At 66.1% G+C, this 18,969-nt stretch carries 19 protein-coding genes; 12 read left to right on the top strand and 7 right to left on the bottom strand.

Annotated elements, in window-relative coordinates; genetic code table 11:
- Positions 1 to 31 precede the first annotated feature (31 nt).
- Positions 32 to 904, top strand: coding sequence for a cytochrome c oxidase assembly protein (locus C1A30_RS21660; protein WP_101950464.1), 873 nt, complete (start codon positions 32 to 34; stop codon positions 902 to 904).
- Positions 901 to 1,908, top strand: a complete 1,008-nt coding sequence (locus C1A30_RS21655) for a VWA domain-containing protein (protein WP_101950463.1) — start codon at positions 901 to 903, stop codon at positions 1,906 to 1,908. The genes C1A30_RS21660 and C1A30_RS21655 overlap by 4 nt, the downstream gene beginning before the upstream one ends.
- Positions 1,909 to 2,133: 225 nt before the next feature.
- Here C1A30_RS21655 and C1A30_RS21650 read toward each other — a convergent pair whose 3' ends face one another.
- From C1A30_RS21650 to C1A30_RS21640, 3 genes are all read right to left on the bottom strand, one after another.
- Complete coding sequence (locus C1A30_RS21650; protein WP_235010136.1) at positions 2,134 to 3,492, bottom strand: adenylate/guanylate cyclase domain-containing protein; 1,359 nt, start codon at positions 3,490 to 3,492, stop codon at positions 2,134 to 2,136.
- A 344-nt stretch (positions 3,493 to 3,836) separates the two neighbouring features.
- Positions 3,837 to 4,832, bottom strand: coding sequence for a VWA domain-containing protein (locus C1A30_RS21645; protein WP_101950462.1), 996 nt, complete (start codon positions 4,830 to 4,832; stop codon positions 3,837 to 3,839).
- Positions 4,833 to 4,882: 50 nt separating this feature from the next.
- Entirely contained in the window at positions 4,883 to 5,794 is a 912-nt protein-coding gene (locus tag C1A30_RS21640) for an SDR family NAD(P)-dependent oxidoreductase (protein WP_101950461.1), read from the bottom strand.
- A 97-nt stretch (positions 5,795 to 5,891) separates the two neighbouring features.
- On the opposite strand from C1A30_RS21640, the gene C1A30_RS21635 reads away from it, so the two are divergent.
- The 3 genes from C1A30_RS21635 (at position 5,892) to groL (ending at position 9,420) form a co-directional block, all read left to right on the top strand.
- Complete coding sequence (locus C1A30_RS21635; RefSeq protein ID WP_101950460.1) at positions 5,892 to 6,452, top strand: TetR/AcrR family transcriptional regulator; 561 nt, start codon at positions 5,892 to 5,894, stop codon at positions 6,450 to 6,452.
- A gap of 80 nt (positions 6,453 to 6,532) precedes the next feature.
- Positions 6,533 to 7,624 carry an alpha/beta fold hydrolase gene (locus C1A30_RS21630; protein ID WP_235010135.1) on the top strand — a complete coding sequence of 364 codons (1,092 nt, stop codon included), beginning with the start codon at positions 6,533 to 6,535 and terminating at the stop codon, positions 7,622 to 7,624.
- A 170-nt stretch (positions 7,625 to 7,794) separates the two neighbouring features.
- Positions 7,795 to 9,420 (top strand): chaperonin GroEL, encoded by a 1,626-nt coding sequence (groL, locus tag C1A30_RS21620; protein WP_067805501.1) that lies wholly within the window; start codon positions 7,795 to 7,797, stop codon positions 9,418 to 9,420.
- Positions 9,421 to 9,537: 117 nt separating this feature from the next.
- Here the strand turns inward: groL and C1A30_RS21615 are convergent, their stop codons facing one another.
- Positions 9,538 to 10,335, bottom strand: coding sequence for a class I SAM-dependent methyltransferase (locus C1A30_RS21615; protein ID WP_101950458.1), 798 nt, complete (start codon positions 10,333 to 10,335; stop codon positions 9,538 to 9,540).
- A gap of 276 nt (positions 10,336 to 10,611) precedes the next feature.
- On the opposite strand from C1A30_RS21615, the gene C1A30_RS35410 reads away from it, so the two are divergent.
- Positions 10,612 to 11,022, top strand: a complete 411-nt coding sequence (locus C1A30_RS35410; RefSeq protein WP_142392640.1) for a hypothetical protein — start codon at positions 10,612 to 10,614, stop codon at positions 11,020 to 11,022.
- Positions 11,023 to 11,088: 66 nt separating this feature from the next.
- On the opposite strand, the gene C1A30_RS21610 is transcribed toward C1A30_RS35410, so the two are convergent.
- On the bottom strand, positions 11,089 to 11,463 hold the full coding sequence (locus C1A30_RS21610; protein ID WP_101950457.1) for a hypothetical protein: 375 nt from the start codon (positions 11,461 to 11,463) through the stop codon (positions 11,089 to 11,091).
- Positions 11,460 to 13,193: an amidohydrolase family protein gene (locus C1A30_RS21605; RefSeq protein ID WP_101950456.1), complete on the bottom strand. Its 1,734-nt coding sequence runs from the start codon at positions 13,191 to 13,193 to the stop codon at positions 11,460 to 11,462. Before C1A30_RS21605 ends, C1A30_RS21610 begins: the two co-directional genes overlap by 4 nt.
- Positions 13,194 to 13,253: 60 nt before the next feature.
- Here C1A30_RS21605 and C1A30_RS21600 point away from each other — a divergent pair, with 60 nt between their 5' ends.
- From C1A30_RS21600 to C1A30_RS21575, 6 genes are read left to right on the top strand one after another with little or no spacing between them, the layout of a single operon-like run.
- Positions 13,254 to 14,075, top strand: a complete 822-nt coding sequence (locus C1A30_RS21600; RefSeq protein WP_101950455.1) for an enoyl-CoA hydratase/isomerase family protein — start codon at positions 13,254 to 13,256, stop codon at positions 14,073 to 14,075.
- Positions 14,076 to 14,079: 4 nt separating this feature from the next.
- Positions 14,080 to 14,469: a VOC family protein gene (locus C1A30_RS21595; RefSeq protein ID WP_101950454.1), complete on the top strand. Its 390-nt coding sequence runs from the start codon at positions 14,080 to 14,082 to the stop codon at positions 14,467 to 14,469.
- 18 nt (positions 14,470 to 14,487) lie between these two features.
- Entirely contained in the window at positions 14,488 to 15,003 is a 516-nt protein-coding gene (locus C1A30_RS21590) for a mycothiol transferase (protein WP_101950453.1), read from the top strand.
- A gap of 47 nt (positions 15,004 to 15,050) precedes the next feature.
- A complete protein-coding gene (locus C1A30_RS21585) occupies positions 15,051 to 15,548 on the top strand; it encodes a phosphatase PAP2 family protein (protein ID WP_235010347.1) in 498 nt (165 codons plus the stop codon).
- 53 nt (positions 15,549 to 15,601) lie between these two features.
- The gene (locus C1A30_RS21580; RefSeq protein WP_101950452.1) at positions 15,602 to 17,119 is read left to right on the top strand and encodes an aldehyde dehydrogenase family protein; all 1,518 of its coding nucleotides are present in this window, start codon (positions 15,602 to 15,604) and stop codon (positions 17,117 to 17,119) included.
- A 45-nt stretch (positions 17,120 to 17,164) separates the two neighbouring features.
- Complete coding sequence (locus tag C1A30_RS21575; RefSeq protein ID WP_101950451.1) at positions 17,165 to 18,016, top strand: hypothetical protein; 852 nt, start codon at positions 17,165 to 17,167, stop codon at positions 18,014 to 18,016.
- Here C1A30_RS21575 and C1A30_RS21570 read toward each other — a convergent pair.
- Positions 18,013 to 18,912: a crotonase/enoyl-CoA hydratase family protein gene (locus tag C1A30_RS21570; RefSeq protein WP_101950450.1), complete on the bottom strand. Its 900-nt coding sequence runs from the start codon at positions 18,910 to 18,912 to the stop codon at positions 18,013 to 18,015. The genes C1A30_RS21575 and C1A30_RS21570 overlap by 4 nt on opposite strands.
- Between the last annotated feature and the right edge of the window lie 57 nt (positions 18,913 to 18,969).

The raw sequence follows: 18,969 nt of genomic DNA, 5'->3' as shown, positions 1-18,969 counted from the left end.
CGTACAGGTCGCGCACGCATAGTGGCGTGCTATGGAACCGGCGCCGTTGACGTGGTCCTCGGCCCTGACCAGTTGGCAATGGGACGGCGCTGCGGTGGTGCTGATCGCCGCGGCAGGCGTCGGTTACGCGTGGGCGCGGCGTCGCACCGCGGTGCCCGCCAGGTGTGCGTGGTGTTTCGCCGTCGGCCTGGTGCTGATCGCGGTGGCGACCATGAGCTTCGTCGGCGTCTACGACCGCACGTTGTTCTGGGTGCGGGCGCTGCAGGTGTTGCTGCTGCTGTTCGTCGTGCCGTTCTTCGTGGCGATGGGCAGGCCGGTCACGGTGTGGCGGTTGGACCGAGTGGTCGCGACACCCGCGGCACGTGTGGTCTTTCATCCCGCGACCACGTCGGTGGCGATGCTGGCCACGCCGTGGCTGCTGTACCTGACCCCGTGGTATCCGGCCACGCTGCACAACAATGCGCTCGCCGCAGCGACCCGACTGTTGTTGGTGCTGGTCGGTTTTGGCTATTACTACGCGCGGTTGCAGACCGATCCGGTGCCGCGCAGGTACTCCCAGCTGATCTCGCTGGTGATCAGCATCGTCGAGTCGATCGGCGACGGTCTGCTGGGCATCGTGCTGTGGTTGGGCCCGGTGGTCGCCGCTGATTATTACGCGCGGCGACAGTGGGGGCCGAGCACGCACGTCGACCAGGCGATCGGCGCGGGCATTCTCTGGCTCGTCGGTGACGCGCTCGGAGTCGTGTTCATCATCGTGCTGATGCGGTTCTTCCGTGCGGACGAGGAGAACCGGGCGGCCATCGTCGATGCCGAAGTCGACGCCCAACTCGAGACGGCCGAGGAGCCGTCGGGGCTGTGGTGGCAGAACGATCCGCAACTGCGCGACCGGCTGGGGCGGGCATGACCGTGCCGCTGCTCGGCACGCTCGCGGTGTCGGGGTTTGCCAACGCGTGGTTCCTGTTGTTCTTCGTCGCGATCGCCGCGCTGGTCGTGGGATACCTTGTGGCGCAGCGGGTGCGGCGGCGGCGAGTGCTGCGCTTCGCCAACCTGGAGTTGCTGCAGTCGGTGGCGCCGCGGCGCCAGCGTCGGTGGCGGCATCTGCCCGCCGCGCTGCTGGTGGCCTCGCTGGCCCTGCTGACCACCGCGATGGCAGGCCCGACGCACGACATCCGCGTCCCGCGCAACCGCGCGGTGGTGATGCTCGTCATCGACGTCTCCGAGTCGATGGTCGCCACCGACGTCGCACCCGACCGGTTGACCGCAGCCAAAGAGGCGGGCAAGCGGTTCGCCGATGAGCTGACGCCAGGCATCAATCTGGGACTTGTCGAGTACGCGGGCACCGCAACGCTTTTGATGGCGCCGACGACGGACCGCGGCGCAGTCAAGGCCGCCATCGACACCCTCAAGGCCGCCGAACGCACCGCGACGGGGGAGGGCATCTTCACCGCGCTGCAGGCGATCGCGGCCACCACGGCGGTGCTCGGCGGTGGCGACGGTCCGCCTCCGGCACGCATCGTGTTGGAGTCCGACGGCAAGGAGACCGTGCCGAGTGAGCCCGACGCCCCCCGCGGGGCGTTCACGGCCGCACACGCCGCCAAGGAACAGGGTGTCGGCATCTCGACCATTTCGTTCGGAACACCGGATGGCACAGTCAAACTCGACGATCAGGACATTCCGGTGCCGGTCGACGATTCGACCCTGCAGAAGATCAGCGAGATATCAGGCGGCGAAGCGTTTCACGCCGACAGTCTGGACAAGCTGAACAGCGTGTACGCGTCGCTGCAGCAGATCATCGGCTACCAGGTGGTCGCAGGCGACGCGAGTGCCGGGTGGATTCGATTGGGCGCCTTGGCGTTGATCGCCGCGTTGGCCGCCGCCGCACTGCTCAACCAACGGTTGCCGGACTAGACAGGCGGCCTTCGGTTTTCCGCAGGTCTGCCGCCTTCTCGGCGATCGAGCATGATGGAGGCATCGGCGACGCCTGTCGCTCATGGTGGGAGCGATTTCGATCGCCCGCGCCATGTCGGATGCAGACGCGCAAACGGAGGCCGTCGACTCGGCCCGGCGCACGGCGCTAAGGCTGATGATTCAGGTGAGTAAGGGATTTCGCCGTCCGCGGCGCCTTTGTCCCGCTCAACGTGCACTCTGCACGGCGTGCACGTCCCATCGGCCCGGCACGCCCTTGAGTGCGTGGCAACCGCGATCGCTGAATCTGATGCGAGATCCGAGGACCAGCGGCGGTACGGCGGCGGAAACCAAGACCTCCCCAGGTTCTGCAAGCGCCATGATCCGTGCAGCGATGTGCACGGCGATGCCGTGCGCGTCATCGTCGACCATCGCGACCTCACCTGTGTGCATCCCGACACGAACACTGAGCCCGAGTTCTTGCACCGAGTCCCGAATTGCACACGCGCATGAAATCGCCCGCGCCGGTCCGTCGAAGGTTGCGAAAACACCATCGCCGGTGAACTTCACGACTCTTCCTTTCGCATCGGCAACGTGCGTTTCGACGATGGAATTGTGCTCGCGCAGCGTGGAGGTCCACGCGTGGTCGCCCAGTTCCGCTGCCCGCGAGGTTGATTCGACGATGTCAGTGAACAGGACAGTCGCCAGGACTCTGTCACTGGGCGTCACACTGCGTCTCCCGGTCACGAACGCTTCGATCTCGTCGAACGCAATGTGAGCGTCACCGGCGAACCACATGTGATCTTCGCCTTCCAGATTCAGAAGACGAGCGTGTGGAATCCGCTTGGCGAGATACCGTCCATGCTCCGCACGCACATGGCGATCACCCCGGCGCTGCAACAGGAGCGTTGGAGCCTGAATACTGTCAAGTGCTGGACGTACATCGCTGCGCACATACAGCTCGTAGATCTGTTTGAAGTATCCGGGACCGCCAGAGAGGCGCTCGCCGCGCGCCCACCAGCGTCTCCGCTGGCCGAGATCAATCCAACTGGGCGCCAGCACATCCGCTGTAGCACCGGTGCCGAAGGCTTGCCCAACGGCAGTCACATGTTCGTTGAGCGCATGTTCCGGCATACCGAACGGGTAGCCCGGTCCTCTGGAAAACCGTGCGAAGGCCCCCCACAGGATGAGGGAGCGGACGCGATGGGGATGGCTAGCGGTCAACAACATCGCGGGTAAGGCAGATTCGGCAGCCGCGAACACGGTGGCGCACTCACTTCCGACCGAATCGAGCACCGCGATGAGTCCGTCTATCCATGACTGCAACGCGGGCAGGTCCCTGGTCGACACCGCGTCCGAACTACCGACTCCGAGCAGATCGGTCACGATGAGGCGAGAGAATGACGCCAGACGTCGAAGATGTGCAGCGACAGTAGGCTCGTCCCAGAGCAAGTCGATGGGAGTGCAGGCCGTCGGGATGAACAGCAGATCGGGGCCGCGATCACCGATAACCTGATACGCCAAGTGCGTGTCTGCACTTTGGGCATAAAACGTTTCGGGCATTTCCGCCATCTTCACAACATCCACAACTACTCGGCGCGCCTAGAGATTTCATCGCACAGAACTGCGCTGCGGAAACGCAACGGCAAGGTATAACTGTCCAGCGATTTGCCAAATCGCTATCGGGCAATCACATCCGCCGAGTTTCCCTGCTGGCCATCGACTCTCCATTCGTGGATGGGTGAAACGCCAGGCGGGTGTCGCCGACATACCGAACGGGCTGTGGCCGACCCTAGAACGACGATCGCAATCTAATAACCACGGTCGCATGGTTTCCCAAGCCAAGGCGCAGCTAGTTCACATGATCGGCCGGAGACCGGTTGGCTCTCAGGTAATTCGACGATGCGCTTATGGCCGCGCCGGCCGCCGGGCTAAGTAGGCAGGCGGCGGTTGATGGCCAGGCTGAGAACCGCACCGATGCTGAGGATGACGACTGTGAGGCGCAACCATCCAGCGCTGGCCGGACCGCGCTGGGTCTGGTAGCCGAGTTGGTCCTCGGCGGCGCGAAACCTGGAGTTGAGCTCGTCGATCGTTGCCGCATCCGACGTCTGGCCGCCCGAGAGGTGCGCGATCATCTTCATCATGTCGTCATCGACCGGCACGTCCACCCTGTCGTTCTCGAGTTCCACATGTCCGGTCTGCGTGCCGAACGCGATCGTGGAGATCGGGACGCCCTGCTGGCTGGCGGCGCGCGCCGCGGTGTAGGCGCCTTCGGGGTTGTTGGGATTGTCGGGCTTGTTCTCCTTGCCGTCGGACAGCAGCAGGATGGTGGCGGGCGCCGGTTTGTCACCGGGTCCTTTGAGCACCGCGTTGACGGTCGTGATCGACTGCAACGCAGAGAAAATCGCTTCGCCGGTGGCGGTGCTGTCGGCGGGCTGCAACTTGTCGAGCGCGTCGATCGTGAGCTGATGATCGGGGCTGGGCGCCACCAGCACGTTGGGGGTGCCGGCGAACGCGATCAGGCCCAGATTCACCCCCGGTGTGACCTGCTTGGCGAACTGTTGCGCGGCGTGCTCGGCGGCCACCAACCGGGTTGGCGCCAGATCCGTCGCCATCATCGACCGCGACACGTCGATGACGAGCATGATGACGGCGCGATCGCGCGGCACGCGGACATCGCGGGTGGGTTGCGCCAGTGCGACGCTCAGCGGGATGAGCGCGATCAGCAGTACGGTCATCGGAAGGTGTCGCCACGGTGACGACGGTGCGGTGGCGCCCACGGTGGCGAACCGGCGCAGTCGCCGCCGCCGCCGCGCCTGGGTGGCGACATACAGTCCCAGGAGCGCCGCCGGAGCGAGCAGCAGCAGTAGCCACGCCGGGTCGTCGAAAGCCGACAGCGGCAACGGACCCAATCCCGGAACGCTCACCGCCTCACTGTGGCGCGCCGGGCTGGGAATCGGCTGTGGCCCAGCTCAGCTCAGCCGACCGGCGCCATCACCGAGGTCAGTTCCTCCGACACCGTCCACAGCCTGCGCTGCGCGTCGGTGTCGTGCGACACCCTGCTGGACGCCACCACCTTCGGGTAACCGCGTTGCTCGGAGAACCCGTCCGGCCCGAAGTACTGTCCCCCGATCACGCCGGGGTCGGTGGCTGCGCGCAGCGTCGGCAGCGCACCCATGTCGGCGCCCTGCATCACCGGCTCGAGGAGCCTGGCCGCCGCCGCAATGAGGGGCGGCAGGTTGCGGACCAGTTCGGTTTTAGAGCCGCCCGGATGCGCCGCGACGGCGATGGTGTTGGTGCCCTGTAGGCGCCGCTGCAGTTCATAGGTGAACATCAGATTGGCCAACTTGGACTGCCCGTACGCGCGCAGCCGGCTGTACTCGCGGTCGGATTGCAGATCGTCGAAGTTGATTCCGGTCCTGGCGAAGCGGTGCCCGACGCTGCTGACGGTCACCACGCGCGAGCCGGGCGTGGTGACCAGGCGGTCGAGCAGCAGATTGGTCAGCGCGAAGTGGCCCAGATGGTTGGTGCCGAACTGCAATTCGAAGCCGTCCTTGGTGGTCGACTTCGGCGGCATCATCACCCCGGCGTTGTTGATCAGCAGGTCGATCGACGAGTAGTCCGCGCGCAGTTGGTCGGCGGCCGCGCGCACTGAGTCCAGTGCGGACAGGTCGAGTTCTTGAATGGCGACGCTGGCTCCGGGGTTGGCCCGTGCGATCAAGTCGGCGGCGGCCTTGCCCTTCTCGAGATTGCGGACGGCGATCACCACATGCGCACCCTTGGCGGCGAGCGCGGTCGCGGTCTCGTAACCCAGTCCGGTGTTGGCGCCGGTGACGACGGCGACGCGGCCCGTCTGGTCGGGGATGTCGTTTGTGGTCCACCTGCTCATGGCGATCTCCTAAAATGTGGGTAAACGGGGCGGCGGCTCCGTTTGATGTCGAATATACGGAACGCACGCCCCGTTTATCTATTCCCTAGGTGCTTAGATGACTGAAACCGCCCGCCCGATGCGCGCTGACGCGGCGCGCAACCGTGCGCGCGTGCTGGAGGTCGCCTACGACACCTTCGCCGCCGAGGGACTCGGCGTGCCGATCGACGAGATCGCCCGTCGGGCCGGCGTCGGTGCGGGCACCGTCTACCGGCACTTTCCGACCAAGGAGGACCTGTACCGCGCGGTGGTCGAGGACCGCATCGACCGCATCGTCGCCGAGGGCCGCGAGCTGTTGGCCTCCAAGGACCCCGGCGAGGCGCTGTATGCCTTCCTGCGGTCGATGGTGCTGCAATGGGGCGCGACCGACCGCGGCCTCGCCGAGGCGCTGGCCGGAATCTGCGTCGACGTGAAGACCGCCGTGCCCGAAGCCGAAGAAGCCTTTCTGGGATTGCTCGGGGATTTGCTGCGGGCCGGGCAGAAGGCGGGCACAGTGCGCTGCGATCTGGACGTGCGCGATGTGAAGGCGCTGATGGTGGGGGCGCAGGCGATCCAAAGCTACAACGCCGAGGCGGCCGAGCGGCTGACGGAGGTCGTCCTGGACGGGTTGCGGGCGTAACGCCACGTAGCGGCAGCCGGCCGGGTTACCCTTCACATCGTTGACGCTGGCGTCATTGGGGGGGCGACATGGCGAGTTGGATGAAGCGGACAGTCTCCGCGCTAACAGTTGCCTTCCTCGCGCTGGGCGGTGTCACCGCAACGAGTGCCGCCGGGCACGCCGAGGAAGCGGTGCTGATCCCGGGCGCGACTGTCTTCAAGGAGATCAACCCGCTGTACCCGTTGGTCGCGCTGACGTATCCGGTCATCGGCATCAACTTCCACGACGACCCCCACCCGCAATTGGTCGAATATTCGCAGAATGCGCTGGACGCGGACCGCGCGCTGCGTGAGGGCGTCGCGCGGGCGCAACGCGTCGTCGACAAGATCGACGGCCCGGTCGTCGTGATCGGTGAATCGATGGGCAGTGTGGTCGCGTCCAGACTCGCCAGGAAACTCGCGGACAGCGCCGAGCCCCCGTCGAAGGACGACATCAGATTCGTGTTGATCGCTCCGCCCGAGGCCGGCGTCGCGAAGTGGTTCACGGTGGGCACCTTCATCCCGCTGCTGAACTACCGGGTGAGCCGGGTTCCTGAGTCGCCGTATCACACGACGATCGTCATCGGTGAGTACGACTTCTGGGCCGACCCGCCCGATCGGCCGTGGAACCTGATCTCACTCGCCAATGCGGTGATGGGAGCGGCCTTCGTGCACGGGCCGCCGATCTCGGCCACCAATCCGGCCAACGTGCCGAAGGCGAACACCACCACCACGACGAACAGCGCGGGCGGGACCGTCGTGACGCATTTCGTTCCGACCCCACAGCTGCCGCTGACGCAGGTGTTCCGCCTCATCGGGGTCCCCGACAAGATCGTCGATCAGGCCGATCGCATTCTTCGTCCGATCGTCGACGCCGGATATCGTCGCCACGACAAGCCGGGGGACACCCGTCCGTATCTCGCCAACGGCGGAATTCACCGCAATGTGCAGGGCCAGCAGCAGGCCCGCGACGGTGCGCAAGCGTCGGTGTCGAAGAAGGCGGCCGACACTCCGAAGCGGCGCAAGCGCCTGCGCGACCGGGTGGAGCGCAGCCTGCGCGAGCCGACGACGAGGGTCGCGGAACGGCGTGCCGAACGGCGCAAGGGTCCGCTGAGCGCTGAATCGAAGAGTGGGGCCTCCGAACAGCCTCAGTGACCTTGCACTCGCCCTGGTCGAGTGCTAAGAATGCAGTTGGCACTCGCGACCGGTGAGTGCTAGGTCGGGACGGTGAGGCCGGGGCGCGGAGCACATCCCCAGCCGTCCGTCGCGGGCACTGCGCCCGACCAACAAGACGTGCATCCCCAATCCGGAGGAAACACTTCGCAATGGCCAAGACAATTGCGTATGACGAAGAGGCCCGTCGGGGCCTCGAGCGGGGCCTGAACAGCCTCGCCGACGCCGTAAAGGTGACGTTGGGGCCCAAGGGTCGCAACGTCGTCCTGGAGAAGAAGTGGGGCGCCCCCACGATCACCAACGATGGTGTGTCCATCGCCAAGGAGATCGAGCTGGAGGACCCGTACGAGAAGATCGGCGCTGAGCTGGTCAAGGAAGTTGCCAAGAAGACCGACGACGTCGCGGGCGACGGCACCACCACCGCCACCGTGTTGGCCCAGGCGCTCGTGCGCGAGGGTCTGCGCAACGTCGCGGCCGGTGCCAACCCGATGGCGCTCAAGCGCGGCATCGAGAAGGCCGTCGAGAAGGTCACCGAGACGCTGCTGAAGTCGGCCAAGGAGGTCGAGACCAAGGAGCAGATCGCTGCGACCGCCGCCATCTCCGCCGCTGACACCCAGATCGGCGAGCTGATCGCCGAGGCTATGGACAAGGTCGGCAACGAGGGCGTCATCACGGTCGAGGAGAGCAACACCTTCGGCCTGCAGCTGGAGCTGACCGAGGGTATGCGCTTCGACAAGGGCTACATCTCGGGTTACTTCGTCACCGACGCCGAGCGTCAGGAAGCGGTCCTCGAGGACCCGTACATCCTGCTGGTCAGCTCGAAGGTGTCGACGGTCAAGGATCTGCTTCCGCTGCTGGAGAAGGTCATTCAGTCGGGCAAGCCGCTGCTGATCATCGCCGAGGACGTCGAGGGCGAGGCGCTCTCCACGCTCGTCGTGAACAAGATCCGCGGCACCTTCAAGTCCGTCGCCGTCAAGGCTCCGGGCTTCGGTGACCGCCGCAAGGCGATGCTGCAGGACATGGCCATCCTCACCGGTGGTCAGGTCATCAGCGAAGAGGTCGGTCTCTCGCTCGAGAACGCCGACGTGTCGCTGCTGGGCCGCGCCCGCAAGGTCGTCGTCACCAAGGACGAGACCACCATCGTCGAGGGCGCCGGTGACAGCGAGGCCATCGCAGGCCGCGTTGCGCAGATCCGCGCCGAGATCGAGAACAGCGACTCCGACTACGACCGTGAGAAGCTGCAGGAGCGCCTGGCCAAGCTGGCAGGCGGTGTTGCGGTGATCAAAGCCGGTGCTGCCACCGAGGTGGAGCTCAAGGAGCGCAAGCACCGCATCGAGGACGCGGTGCGCAACGCCAAGGCCGCCGTCGAGGAGGGCATCGTCAGCGGTGGTGGTGTGGCGCTGTTGCAGGCCGCCCCGGCGCTGGACGAGCTCAAGCTCACCGGCGACGAGGCCACCGGTGCGAACATCGTTCGTGTGGCGCTCTCGGCTCCGCTGAAGCAGATCGCCTTCAACGGTGGGCTCGAGCCCGGCGTTGTCGCCGAGAAGGTGCAGAACTCGCCTGCCGGCACCGGCCTGAACGCCGCCACCGGTGAGTACGAGGACCTGCTCAAGGCGGGCGTCGCTGACCCGGTCAAGGTGACGCGTTCGGCGCTGCAGAACGCGGCGTCCATCGCGGCGCTGTTCCTGACCACCGAGGCGGTCGTCGCCGACAAGCCGGAGAAGGCTCCGGCTGGTGCGGCCGACCCGACCGGTGGCATGGGCGGCATGGACTTCTAAGTCCTTTACGAAAAGGCCCGGGTGTGCTTCGGCACCCCGGGCCTTTTCGTGTGTGGCTTATTTTCCGGCGAACGTGGGTTACCCGCACGCGTTTTTCGCGATTCGCGTGACACAACCTCACATTCGGCGGGCCACGGCCTGGATGGCGTGCAGCCTGCCGTCGGCGAGCGCGGCCGCGAGGTTCGTGGCCTTGGTCGCGAAGTCGGCAACGAACGCGTGCAACCCCAGCGGGTTGGTGGGCAGCGTCAGAAACGTCTGCATCACGGTGGCGGCCTGAGCGCTGAGATCTGCCCAATGCTCGACTGTGAACCCGGCGGCCTCGACGCTGGCGCGCAGCTGGTCCGGCGTGACGAGGTGACTCTGCCCGGGATGGTCAGCCCAGGGCAGCGGGAAGTCGAGTTCGCCTTTGCCGCCAGATGCGATGTCCCACAACGCAAGTCGCCCGCCGTCGACAAGCACCCGGCCCGCTTCTGCATAGAGTCGGCCCTTGTCGAAGACGTTCATCTGCACGTGCTGGCTGACGACGACGTCGAAGGTGGCATCGGCGAACGGCAAATCCGTCACGTCGGCTCGCGGAACCGATATTCGACCGTCCAATCCGACGAGGCCGTTGAGCCAGCGGGCGGTCTCGCAGTACTCGTCGGTCAAATCCACTGCGCTGACCCGACATTCGTAGCGATCGGCGACGAACCGGGCCGTACCGCCCACGCCGCAACCGGCGTCGAGCACATGCTCGCGGCCACTGATGTCGAGCAGGTCGAGCAGTTGATGGGTCGCAATGCGGCCCATGGTGTGGAAGTCCTCCAGCGGCGCCAGTTCCGCGGCCTCGAGGCGTGCGAGGTCCAGGCCGGCGTTGGTGAGCGCTGTCTCGATGTTCCGCCGGGGGACGCCGGTCGCGTACTGGGTTTCGAGCACACAGTCAGCATGCAGCAATCGAACAAGAAAATCAAGTAAACGAACAAAAAGAACGTCAATCGAAGAGTATCTTCGCGAATAGGTTTGCTCGACATGGCTTTTCGCGTTTTAAACCTCTTCGCCCGCTTTTGAGACAAAACCCTCAACAGCGCGCCAATTCGGATGCGACCGCGGTTAAGGAAGGTGTCGGCGGTGAGCACGCTGCGGCCGGCAGACCGGAGGTACGCAGGAAGCTGCCTGCGCACCCACAGTTGACACCAAGAAATCAGGAGAGACATGAAGCGCGTTCTTTTGTGGGGATTCACTGGTGCGACATCAGCCTTGGCAATGCTGGGGTTGTCGTCCGTCGCGCATGCTGCAGAGCCGGGTAACGACGGTCCGCAGTTGCCGGGGTTGCAGGCGCCGGGTCCGGTGGTTCCGCCTGGGTCTTCGGTGCCGTCGGTGAGTGGGCCGCAGTTGGTGGGGTTGCAGGCTCCGGGTCCGGTGGTTCCGCCTGGGTCTTCGGTGCCACGGGTGACCGGGCCGCAGTTGCCGGGGTTGCAGGCGCCCGGACCGGTTGCTCCGCCGGCGCAGCCCAACAAACCCGGCAACGGTCAGGGCTCGGGCCACCCCAACAACGGCCGGGGATCCGAGCACCCGAACAAGGGTCGCGGCTCGGAGCATTCGCATCACGGGAAAGGGGCCTGAGCTTTCCCGTGGACTGACCCCTGGTGGTTGGTGGCGCACTGCTTCTGACTACCGGGGGTCGGTCCCTCAACCCCCCAGTGGGACGCAATCGTGCAGGCAGCCTGGGTTTGTCGCCGGAGTGTCCGCCGTGGCGGGCCGATGCAACACCGCGCGGGTCGGCACGACGTGCAGCGCATCCTCAGTCGGCTGGCCCTGGCCGTCGACAATCAGCGTGTAACCGCCCGGCTCACTCGGCGGCCATACCAACGTCACGCCGTCGTGCTTGCCGACGTTTTTGCGCGTGCTGTTGCCGATCGAGCCGACGTCGAGGACGCCGTCCACCAACCGCGGTTGCACTGCGACGGTGTGCGCCCGGAAATCGTCGCCGACGGTGATCAGATAGGCGAACGTGAAGTCGGCCAGCGCATCCGCCAGCTGATCGACATCGACCTTGACGCTCATCGCGCCGGCGCAGCCTGCCGACCGCGCACCAGTCGGCCGGGCCGGGCATCGGTCGGCTTGCCGTTCTCCGCGATCACCTGACCGGAAACCACCGTCGCCACATAGCCGTCCGCGGACTGGTCCAACCGCCGCCCGCCCGCGGGCAGGTCGTGGGTGATCACCGGCTTGTGCAACCGCAGCGCCGCATGGTCGATCACGTTGAGATCCGCCTTGTAGCCCACCGCGATTCGTCCGCGATCGGCCAGTCCTGCGACGCGTGCCGGCACCGACGTCATCATCCGGACCGCTTCGGCGACGTCCAGCCTGCCCTTCGCCCTGTCGCGCGCCCAGTGCGCCAGCACGAACGTGGGATAGCTTGCGTCGCAGATCATTCCGTAGTGCGCGCCGCCGTCGCCGAGCCCGAGCACGACGTCATCTCGACGGATCAATTCACCGACGGTGTCCAGCGAGTTGTTCTCGAAGTTGGCCATCGCGACCAGCAGCATCGCGTGACCGTCGTCGTCGAGCAGTCGGTCGTACGCCTCCTCCATGGGGCTGACGCCGCGGGCCTGAGCGCGTGCCGCGATGGACGTCGACGCATCCGGCTCGTAGTTCGGGTCGTCGGTCAGCGGGAAGATCCAATTCCAGGCCTGCGCCAGGTACAGCAGCGGATGTCCGCCGTCCGCGGGCTTGTCGGCGAGGATGCGCGCCCGCACCTCGGGCTTGCGCATCTCGGCGACCCGCTCCGCGAGCGGCAGATCCGCGATCTCCTGGTAGCTCGGATAGAACACGAACGGATTGCCCGTCAGCTCCAGCCCGATCACCAAACCGATTGGGCGCGGGAACATTTGCGCGGTGATCGCAGCGTCGGGGTCGCCGACCGAGTTGTACTTCTCGACCAGCGTGATGGCGTCGGGCCAGATCGGGTCTCCCGAGTTTCCGGTGGCCAGCGTGAACGTCACCGGCAACCCGTTGTCCTGCGCGGCCTCGAAAACCTGTTGCAGCACATTGGCATAACCACCGGCCGCGATATCGGGCACGAACTGAATCAACCCGCCGCCGCCCTCGGCGATACCGGACGCGATCGCGTCGATCTCGGCCTGCGCCGCGTTGTAAGTCGGGATCAGCTCACCGCTGGCGGTCTTGTGGAACGAGAACCGCGACGACGCGAAGCCAAGCGCACCGACCTCGACGGCTTCTTTGGCCAGCAGCCGCATCTGCTTGAGGTCGTCGTCGGTCGCCGGTTCCCGGTCGGCGCCGCGCTGACCCATCACATACACCCGCAGCGGGGAGTGCGGCAGATACGCCGCGACGTCGATATCGCGGGCGCGCGAATCCAGCGCGTCGAGGTACTCCGGGAACGTCTCCCAGTCCCACGGCAGCCCGTCGACCATCACCACACCCGGGATGTCTTCGACACCGGCCATCACGTCCACCAGCACCTCGTGGTCCTCGCGGCGGCACGGCGCAAATCCGACGCCGCAGTTGCCCATCACGGCCGTCGTCACCCCATGGGCCGACGACGGTGTCATGCGGTCCGACCAGATGGCCTGCCCGTCGTAGTGCGTATGCAGATCAACGAAGCCGGGGGTGACCAGCAGTCCGGTTGCGTCGATCTCGCGCGTCCCCGTGCCTTCGACGGTGCCGACCGCCGCTATCACGCCATCCGAAACCGCCACATCACCGACGTACGGTTGCCCGCCGAGGCCGTCGACGATGGTGCCGTTTCGGATGATCAATTCGTACGCCATGAGCTGAATGTACGACTCACACAGCCCCCCGTGCCAGGATGCGGAGGGAAGGGGTCAGCTGTGAGTCACTGGACACATTTCTCGGTAATCGAAGAGAGCGATCGGCTGTGGCGGGTCGTGTTCGACAACCCGCCGATCAACCTCGTCACCCCGGAGATGCTCGTCGATTTGCCTGCGCTGATCGACCGGATGGAATCCACACCCGAGTTGCGGGTGGTCGTCTTCGAGTCCGCGAATCCGGACTACTTCTTGAACCACTACGATACGTCACGGGTGGCCGAGACGCCCAAAGACCTTGGCGTGACCGGATATCCGTTGGTCATCGACATCAACGTGCGGCTGTCCCGGATGCCGGTGGTGTCGATCGCCAAGATCCGCGGCAGGCTGCGTGGCGTTGGCAACGAGTTCACCCAGGCGATGGACATGCGCTTCGCCAGCCGGCTCGCGTTGTTCGGCCAGCCGGAAACTGCGAACGGGAATCTGCCCGGCGGCGGTGGCCTCGAGCATCTGCCCCTCCTGCTCGGCCGGGCGCGAGCCCTTGAGGTGGCGCTGTCCAGCGACGACTACTCCGGTGAATTGGCCGAGCGGTACGGATGGGTCAACCGCACCGTCGAAGACGGCGAACTGGACGGGTTGGTGGACACGTTGGCCCGGCGGATCGCGTCCTTCGACAAGGAGTCCATCGCGGCCGTCAAACAACAGATCAACCGGTACACGCTGCCGTCCGCCGACGACATCAAGTCGTCCTCCGACATCTACTTCGACTCCTTCAGTTGGCCCGGTTCGCAGCGACGGCTCCCGGCCGCGCTGGCTGCCGGGCGCAACCAGGCCGGCGATTACGAGATGCGTCTGGGCTATCACCTGGGCCGACAGGAAGGATGAGCCGATGATCGACCACCTTGGAATCAACTGCGCGGACTGGGACAAGTCGAAGGCGTTCTACGACAAGGTACTTGGCGTGCTGGGCTACTCCCGGCAGATGGATTTCCAGGTCGCCATCGGATACGGCACCGACGGCAAGCCGGACTTCTGGATCGCCGATATGACTGCGGGCGACGCGTCCGGGCCCAATCGGGAGAACCATGTCGCCTTCCAGGCCGCCGACGCCGATGCCGTCAAGGCGTTCTACGACGCGGCGCTCGAACTAGGGGCCGAATCGCTGCATGCACCGCGGCTCTGGCCGGAGTATCACCCCGGTTATTTCGGCGCGTTCGTTCGCGATCCCGACGGCAACAACGTCGAGGCGGTGTTCCACGGCGCGCGGCCACAGGAGTGACCTCGGTACGGTCGAGGCATGGTTGATTCCGATCTGGCCGCGGTCAGAGAACTGTTGCGCGACGCGTTCACCCGACTCATCGAGCACGTCGAGGACCTCACCGACGGTCTGACCGACGAGGTCGCGTTCTTCCGCCCGACCGGCACCGCGAACAGCATCGCCTGGCTCATCTGGCATGCCGCCCGCCAGCATGACTCCCAACTCTGCGATATCGCAGGCATCGAGCAGGTGTGGACGCGTGACGGCTGGGTGGACCGGTTCGGGCTCGACCTGCCGCGGGATGCGCACGGATACGGCCACACCCCCGAGGAAGTGGGCAAGGTGCGCGCGTCGGCCGACCTGTTGGCCGGCTACTACCACGCGGTGCACAAGGTGACGCTGGAGTACATCGCCTCGGTCACCGCGGAGGAGTTGAACCGCGTGGTCGACACCAACTGGAATCCGCCCGTGACCGCCAGCGTCCGCCTGGTCAGCATCATCGACGACTCAGCGCAGCACCTCGGCCAGGCGGCGTACGTGCGGGGAATCGTCTGAGCCTGCACACCGCAATTCGCGCATGGCCACCAGTTGCACTGGTGGCCATGGTGTTCCTCGGCCTTGCGGTGGGCAGCGGCTCTACGGAGTTGGACGATTGGTTTCACCACGCGGGCAGTGGCCCGGTACGCCAGCTGCGGTACCTGGCCGACCAGCGGCTGCTGGTGCTGATCGTGCTCGCCACGCTGGCGGTCACGAACTACCGCCATCAATGGCGGCTGGCCGCGGCGACGGTGGCGTGTCCGCTCCTGGCGATGGCGCTGGCCCGCCTACTCAAGCCCCTGTTCGGCCGTGAACGTGGTCCGGCGTATGCGTATCCCAGCGGACATACGGCGACGGTTGTCGCGGTGCTGGGCATGGTCCTGCTGGTGGCCGGCGCCGCGTGGTGGGCGGTGCTGCTGGCTGGCGCGTATTCACTACTCGCCGTCGTGGGTGTCGGCGCGACGTTTCACTACTTCACCGACACCGTCGGCGGTGCGTTGCTCGGCACGGCGATCGTGTGCACGGCGGCCCTCGTATTGGGACGCAAACCCCACCGAACTTGACACCTGTCAACCCCGGTGCGATCTGGGTCACAGCCGATGGTTACCATGAGGCAATGACGGCGACTCCTGACGTTGACGTGCCCGACACCAGCACCATCCGCAACCCCGCTACCGGCGCGGTGGCTGGAAAGGTGCGCTGGACCGACCCCGCGGACGTGCCACGCATCGCGGCGGGCCTGCGCGAGGCGCAGAAGCAGTGGGAAGCGCGCGGCGCGAAGAGCCGCGCCAAGGTGCTGGCCCGCTACGCCGTGTGGATGGGTGAGCACCGCGACGAGATCGAGGCGCTACTGATCAAGGAGACCGGCAAGTCGGCCACCGACGCCGCGCAAGAGGTGCCGCTGCTGATCATGGTTGCGTCCTATTACGTCAAGACCATGGAGAAGGCGCTGGCGCCGGAAACCCGGCCCGCGTCGCTGCCGTTCCTGGCGATCAAGAAGGTCGAGGTGCACTACCGGCCCCGCCCGGTGGTCGGCATCGTCGCGCCGTGGAACTACCCGGTCGCCAACCTGCTGATGGACGGCATCGCAGCCCTGGCCGCCGGATGTGCGGTGCTGCTCAAGCCGTCGGAGCGCACCCCGCTGACCGCTGAGTTGCTGCTGCGCGGCTGGCTCGACTGCGGCGCACCCGAGGTGATGGCCATCGTGCAGGGCGCACGCGAAGCCGTCGAAGCGGTGGTCGACAACTCTGATTACATCCAGTTCACGGGGTCCAGCGCGACCGGCGCCAAGGTGATGGAACGCGCCGCGCGTCGGCTCACCCCGGTCAGCCTGGAACTCGGCGGCAAGGATCCGATGATCGTGCTGGACGATGCCGACATCGACCTCGCCGCGCACGCCGCCGTGTGGGGCGCATTCTTCAACGCCGGGCAGACGTGTGTGTCGGTCGAGCGGGTGTACGTGCTCGAGTCCGTGTACGACCAGTTCGTCAAGGCGGTCGTGCGTGACGTCAACAACCTGAAGATGGGCGCGGGCGAAGGCTACGACGTCGGCGCGCAGATCGACGACAGCCAGGTCGCGGTCACCGACCGCCACGTCGCCGACGCCAAAGCCAAGGGCGCCAGGGCGCTCACCGGCGGCAAGCGGCCCGGCGGTCCCGGCAGCTTCTACCCGCCGACGGTGCTGGTCGACGTCGACCACTCGATGCTCTGCATGACCGAGGAGACCTTCGGCCCGACGCTGCCCATCATGAAGGTCGCCAGCGTCGAGGAGGCTGTCCGGTTGGCCAACGACAGCCCGTACGGGTTGTCCGCCTCGGTGTTCTCCAAAGACATCGAACGCGCTAAAGCCGTTGCAGTGCAACTGGATTGCGGTGCCGTCAACGTCAACGACGTGATCTCCAACCTGATGTGCACGACGGCCCCGATGGGTGGCTGGAAGACCTCGGGTATCGGGGCGCGGTTCGGCGGCGCCGACGGGCTGCGCAAATTCTGCCGCCAGGAGGTCGTGGTGGCGCCCCGCACCAACGTCGGCGCGGGCGGCAACTACTACAACAATTCGCAGAAGGCGCTGAAGCGGATGAACAAACTGATGACGAAGCTGGCGCTGATCACCCCTCGCCGCATCGCCAAGTAAGTTCGACTACGACAACAGAGGAGCCTGCCCCGACAAGGAGGACGCGTGCGGTTCGTGGCGACCGTGTTCCTGTGGCTCGTCACGACGGTCGCGCTGGCGGCGGCGTTGCCCGCCATGTGGGCGCAGAAGAACATCGTCGACGCCGACGGCTACGCGTCGTTCGCACAGTCGGCCGCCAAGGACCCGAACCTTCAGCAGGCGATGGCCTCGGAGTTGACCACGCAGATCGTGTCGCTGGGGTCGAAAGAGGGCTATGACCTCAACCCGGACCTGGTCCGCGGGGTCACCACCCAGTACACCCAGAACGCCGGATTCCCCGGCCAGTTCGCGCAGGCGAACCGGATCGTGCACACCTGGATGTTCACCGACGAGATCCGCCGACAGGAGGGCACCGACGACCGCTGGCTGATCGACGTCGCCCCGATGCTGTCCGACCCGTCGCTGAAGGAGACGCTGGGCAATCTCAACCTCGACGTGCCCGCCACGCTCACCGTGCCAATCACGGTGCCTGAATCGTCGGGGTTGCGGCCGGGCCAGTTGCGGCCGTTGTCGACGTGGGGCCCGTGGGTGAGCATCGGTACGACGGTGTTGGCCGCGGTTTTCGCACTGCTGACGTTGGCGGCTGCCCGTGCCCGCGGTAAAGCCCTTGCCGCGCTGGGTGTTTCAGCGCTGATCGTGGGCGCAGCTGGCTGGGCGGGACTGGAGGTGGCACGCCGGTTCGTCAACCGCGCGCTGGACCGCACCACAGGCGACATCCGTCAGGTCGCCGAGGCCATGGTCAGCCACGCCGAGGACAGCATGCATCAGTGGCTGAACCTGACGCTGGCCGCGGGCGGTGCGCTGGTGGTGTTCGGGGTGCTGGTTTCCATGCTCGGCGGGTTGCGCCGACGCGACTAGGGCTCGATGACGTGTGACGGGTCGGGCCTGCGCTCCGGAGGCGCCTGGCTGTAGTCGCCCCACGGACCGTCCCGGCGCTCGATCGCGGCGCGCACACCCTGATTCGATGCGGTGTCGATGAATTCGAGCGCATCCGGGGTGTTGCGCATCAACCCGTCGAGGATGCCGCCGAGCGTCTGCGTCGACGCGAGCCCCATGTTCTCGTAAGCCTGATTGACGATCAGTTTCTGCGCCTGCAATTGCGACAGCGGGATGTTCGCGAGCTTCGCGGCGATCTCGGCGACACGCGCCTCGAGATTCTCGAACGGCACCGACTCGTTGATGAGTTCAACTGCGGCAGCTTCCTTTCCGGTCAACGGCTCACCGGTCAGCGAATGCCACTTCACCTTCGCCAGCGACAACCGGTAAAGCCACATACCGGTCAGATAGGCACCCCACATGCGGGCGTACGGCGTGCCGATGACCGCGTCGTCGCTGGCGATCACGATGTCGGCGCACAGCGCGTAATCGCTGGCGCCGCCGACGCACCAGCCGTGCACCTGGGCGATCACGGGTTTCGACGCCCGCCAGATCGCCATGAACTTCTGCGTCGGGCCGGTCTCGCGGGCGCTGACCATCGCGAAGTCCTTGCCGGGATCCCATCGCCCATCGGTGTTCATCGCGTCACCCCAGTGCTGGAAGCCGCCGCCGAAGTCGTAGCCGCCGGAGAACGCCCGACCCGCACCGCGCAGCACGATCACCTTGATCGCGGGATCGCGCTCCGCCAGTCCGATGGCCTTTTCGATCTCGTCGGGCATCGGCGGGACGATCGTGTTGAGGTGCTCGGGGCGGTTCAGCGTGATCGTCGCAACGGGACCGTCGGTCTTGTAGAGCAGGGTCTCGAACTGTGTCGACATGGGTGAAGTCTGGCAGAGCCAAACGCCGAAACTGTAGTTACCGCGCGAAAGTTCGAG

Source organism: Mycobacterium sp. 3519A (assembly GCF_900240945.1).
GTDB lineage: Bacteria > Actinomycetota > Actinomycetes > Mycobacteriales > Mycobacteriaceae > Mycobacterium.
The sequence above is the reverse complement of the archived record's forward strand: the minus strand, read 5'-3'. Positions and strand labels throughout refer to the sequence as shown.